Annotated in this window: 3 protein-coding genes and 1 pseudogene; 3 read left to right on the forward strand and 1 reads right to left on the reverse strand. The window is 66.1% G+C overall.

What is annotated here, in order from left to right; genetic code table 11:
* On the reverse strand, positions 1–165 hold a 165-nt coding region (locus tag RMO57_RS20505), incomplete at its 3' end, for a 2Fe-2S iron-sulfur cluster-binding protein (RefSeq protein ID WP_310389835.1).
* 88 nt (positions 166–253) lie between these two features.
* On the opposite strand from RMO57_RS20505, the gene guaD reads away from it, so the two are divergent.
* The 3 genes and pseudogenes from guaD to RMO57_RS20520 all read left to right on the forward strand — a co-directional run.
* Positions 254–1573: a guanine deaminase gene (guaD, locus tag RMO57_RS20510; RefSeq protein ID WP_310389831.1), complete on the forward strand. Its 1320-nt coding sequence runs from the start codon at positions 254–256 to the stop codon at positions 1571–1573.
* Between the two features lie 205 nt (positions 1574–1778).
* The gene (locus RMO57_RS20515) at positions 1779–3305 is read left to right on the forward strand and encodes an ABC transporter ATP-binding protein (protein WP_310389833.1); all 1527 of its coding nucleotides are present in this window, start codon (positions 1779–1781) and stop codon (positions 3303–3305) included.
* Positions 3292–4007 (forward strand): annotated as a pseudogene (locus RMO57_RS20520) (ABC transporter permease); the annotation flags it as partial. The gene RMO57_RS20515 and the pseudogene RMO57_RS20520, both read left to right, overlap by 14 nt.

The following is a 4007-nucleotide window of genomic DNA, read 5'->3' on the forward strand; positions in this document are numbered from 1 at the left end:
GCCCACCAGCACCGTGCAAGCACCGCAGTCGCCCTCGGCGCAGCCTTCTTTGGTTCCCAGGCAAGCGTGGTCACGCAGATAGTCCAGCACCGTGGTCGTGACCGGCAGGCCTTGCACGGACTGGATCTGTCCTCGGTGGAAAAAACGAATCGGGCGCGTGGGCAGGCTCATGTGGGGAATATGGCAAAGGTGCATCGAAGGCAATGGCCCGACGATATACGATCCTTGGCCGACCTTCGCTTGGACCTTTGCATTGCCACTCGCCACTCCTCAAGAAAAATTCGCCCTGCGCGGCGACCTGCTCGACTTCACGGCCGCACCGGCCTGGGCAGAACTCGACCCCGGCAGCGCTGTGCGCTTTCAGCCCGACCATTGGCTTTTGGTCGATGAAACAGGCCGCATCCAAGGCACACAGGCCGAGGCGCCGGACGAGAGCTGGCGGCAGATCGACCACCGCGGCCGCCTGATCCTGCCCGGCTTCATCGACACCCATGTGCATGCGCCCCAGCTCGATGTGATCGCCTCTTACGGCGCCGAGTTGCTGGACTGGCTCAACACCTACACCTTCCCGGCCGAATGCCGCTATGCCGACCCGGCCGTTGCCCGGCTGGGCGCGGAGCGCTTTCTGGACGCGTTGCTGGCTCACGGCACGACGGCGGCGGTGGTCTTCGCCACTGTCCACAAGGTCTCGGCCGAGGCGCTGTTCGAGGCGGCGCAAGCGCGCGGTATGCGCCTGATCACCGGCAAGGTCTTGATGGACCGCAACGCCCCGGCCGCGCTGCTGGACGCCGATGTGGCCAGCGCCGAGCGCGACTGCGTCGATCTGATCGCGCGCTGGCATGGTGTGGGCCGCCTCAGTTATGCCGTCACGCCGCGCTTTGCGCCGACCAGCACGCCCGCGCAATTGGCGATGGCCGGCGCACTCTGCCGCGCCGATGCCTCGCTTTATATGCAGACCCATGTGGCCGAGAACCGCGCCGAGGTGGCCTGGGTGGCCGAGCTGTTCCCGGACGCGCGCAGCTATCTGGATGTGTATGCGCGCGCGGGGTTACTTCACCCGCGCGCGGTGCTGGCGCATGGCGTCTGGCTGGACGATGCCGACCGCGCCGTGCTCAAAGCCAGCGGCGCGCAAATCGCTTTCAGCCCTTCGTCCAATCTGTTTCTGGGCAGCGGTTTGTTTGACTGGGCGGCTGCGGCCGAAGCCGGTGTCGCGGTCAGCGTGGCCAGCGATGTGGGCGGCGGCAGCAGCCTGTCGATGCAGCGCAATTTGCTTGACGGCTACAAGGTGCAGGCGCTGGCCGGCCAGCGCATGAGCGCCTGGGCCGGCCTGCATGCCGCCACGCGCGGGGCGGCCGAGGCGTTGGGGCTGATCGGTGAGATCGGCCACTTCGGCGCCGGCACGCTGGCCGATGTCTGCGTCTGGGACTGGGCCGTCGGGCCGGTGGCGGCGGCCCGCGCCGAAGTGGTGCGCGGCCTGCACGAGCGGGTGTTCGCGTGGATGGGCCTGTCGGACGAGCGCAATCTGCACAGCGCTTATGTGGCGGGGGTCGAGAGATTTCGCAGGGCGAGCTAGGTCGGATTCGCGTGGGAAATTGGACGCAGAGTTCGCAGACCAAGGCGCAGAGAACGCAGAGCGAGAGGGCTATGTCTAAAAACTCCTGCTGCGGGCGAACATAGTCTCTGCGGCCCTTTGCGCTCCTCTGCGCGCTCTGCGTCCTTTCCTTCCAATTCCGGCGCCACATCCCCCTATGATCTAAGCCTCAAACTTTCGCCCCTCCATGAGCCCAGCCCGCCTGCACCTCACCGGTATCAGCAAGCAATACCCTGCGGTCAAGGCCAATGACGGCATTGACTTGGTGGTGGCGCCGGGGCAGATCCATGCGGTGTTGGGCGAGAACGGCGCCGGCAAGTCGACGCTGATGAAGATCATCTACGGCGCCGTGCAGCCCGATGCCGGCCAGGTGCTCTGGAATGGCCAGCCGATTGCGCTCAAAAGCCCGGCGCAGGCGCGGGCTTTAGGCATCAGCATGGTGTATCAGCATTTCTCGCTGTTCGACAGCTTGAGCGCCGCCGAGAACATCTGGCTGGGTCTGGATAAAGGCGGCAGTCTTGCAGAGTTGACCGAGCGTATATCCGCCGTGGCGCAGAGTTATGGGCTTGAGGTGGACCCGCTGCGCCCGGTGCACAGTTTGTCGGTCGGCGAGCGCCAGCGGGTCGAGATCGTGCGCGCGTTGCTGACCGAGCCGCAGTTGCTGATCCTTGACGAGCCCACCTCGGTGCTGACGCCGCGCGCCGTCGACAAGCTCTTTGTGACCCTGCGCCAGCTGGCCGCGCAGGGCTGCAGTATTTTGTACATCAGCCACAAGCTCGACGAGATCCGGGCGCTGTGCGATCACTGCACGGTGCTGCGCGCCGGCCGCGTGACGGGCGAGGTCGACCCGCGCACGCAGAGCAGCAGCGAGCTGTCGCGGCTGATGATTGGCGCCGAGCCGCCGCCGCTGCAGCGCCTGCCGAGCAAGGCGGGCGCCTTGGCCCTGGCCCTGCGCCGCCTCAGCTTGGCCAAGGCGCAGCCTTTTGGCACCACTTTGGTTGATATCGAGCTGAACTTGCATGCCGGCGAGATCGTCGGCGTGGCCGGCGTGTCGGGCAATGGCCAGCAGGAGTTGATGGCCGCGCTGTCGGGCGAAGATGCGCGCGGTCAGCCCGGTAGCGTGCAGATGTTCGGCCAGGATATTGCCCGCAGCAGCCCGCGCAAACGGCGCCGCTTAGGGCTGCATTTTGTGCCCGAGGAGCGGCTGGGGCGCGGCGCTGTGCCTAGCCTGTCCTTGGCGCAAAACACCTTGTTGACCCGCACCGACCGAGGCAGCGTGACGGCCTGGGGCTGGCTGCGCACCGCGCGGGTGCAGCGTTTGGCCGAGCATTTGATTGCGCGCTTTTCGGTGCGGGCCGGCGGCGCGGGTGCGGCGGCGCGCAGTCTGTCGGGCGGCAATTTGCAGAAGTTTATTGTCGGCCGCGAGATCGACGCCAACCCCCGCGTCTTGATCATTGCGCAACCGACCTGGGGTGTCGACGTGGGTGCGGCCGCGCAGATCCGGGCGGAACTGTTGAAGCTGCGCGATGCCGGCTGCGCCGTTTTGGTGCTCAGCGAGGAGTTGGACGAATTGTTTGAAATCAGTGACCGCCTGGTCGTGATGGCGCAGGGCCGCATGTCGCCGGCTGTGCCGGTGGCGCAGGCCAGCCGGGCGATGATTGGCGAGTGGATGAGCGGGCTCTGGAACCTTGGAGCGGGCCATGCTCAGGCTTGAGCCCCGCCCGCAACCCTCCAAGCTGATGGCTTTGGCCTCGCCCGTGCTGGCGCTGCTGATCACGGTGGCGTTGGGGGTGAGCTTGTTCTTGCTCTTGGGCAAGGACCCGCTGCGCGGCCTGCAGATGTTTTTCTGGGAGCCGATCCGCTCGGTCAGCGCCTGGAGCGAGCTGGGTCTGAAGGCGACGCCGCTGGTGCTGATTGCGCTCGGTTTGGCAGTAAGCTTCCGCGCCAATGTCTGGAATATCGGCGCCGAGGGGCAGTTCATCATTGGCGCCCTGGCCGGCGGTTTCGTGGCGATGCAGGCCGACGCCAACACCGGCCGCATCATCGTGCTGTGGATTTTGCTGGCCGGCATGCTGGGCGGCATGGCCTGGGCGGCCATCACGGCGCTGCTGCGTGCGCGCTTCAATGCCAACGAAATTCTGGTCAGCCTGATGCTGGTCTATGTGGCCGATCTGCTCTTGAGTTATCTGGTCTACGGCCCTTGGAAAGACCCGCAGGGTTATAACTTTCCGCAAAGCATCAGCTTCCTGGCCGTCACCAAAATCCCGCGCCTGTTCGAGGGCTCGCGCCTGAATATCGGTGTGCTGATCGCGGCGGGCTCGGTGCTGGCCTTCTGGGTCTAGCTGTTTCGCTCCTATGCCGGTTTCGCGCTGCAGGTCGGCGGCCTGGCTCCTGCGGCGGCGCGTTATGCCGGCTT

Source organism: Roseateles sp., assembly GCF_031397715.1.
GTDB lineage: Bacteria > Pseudomonadota > Gammaproteobacteria > Burkholderiales > Burkholderiaceae_C > Paucibacter_A.

Bases quoted from the DNA above. Each gene is read 5' to 3' on its own strand.
- RMO57_RS20515 (WP_310389833.1), top strand. From the start codon at position 1,779: ATGAGCCCAGCCCGCCTGCACCTCACCGGTATCAGCAAGCAATACCCT.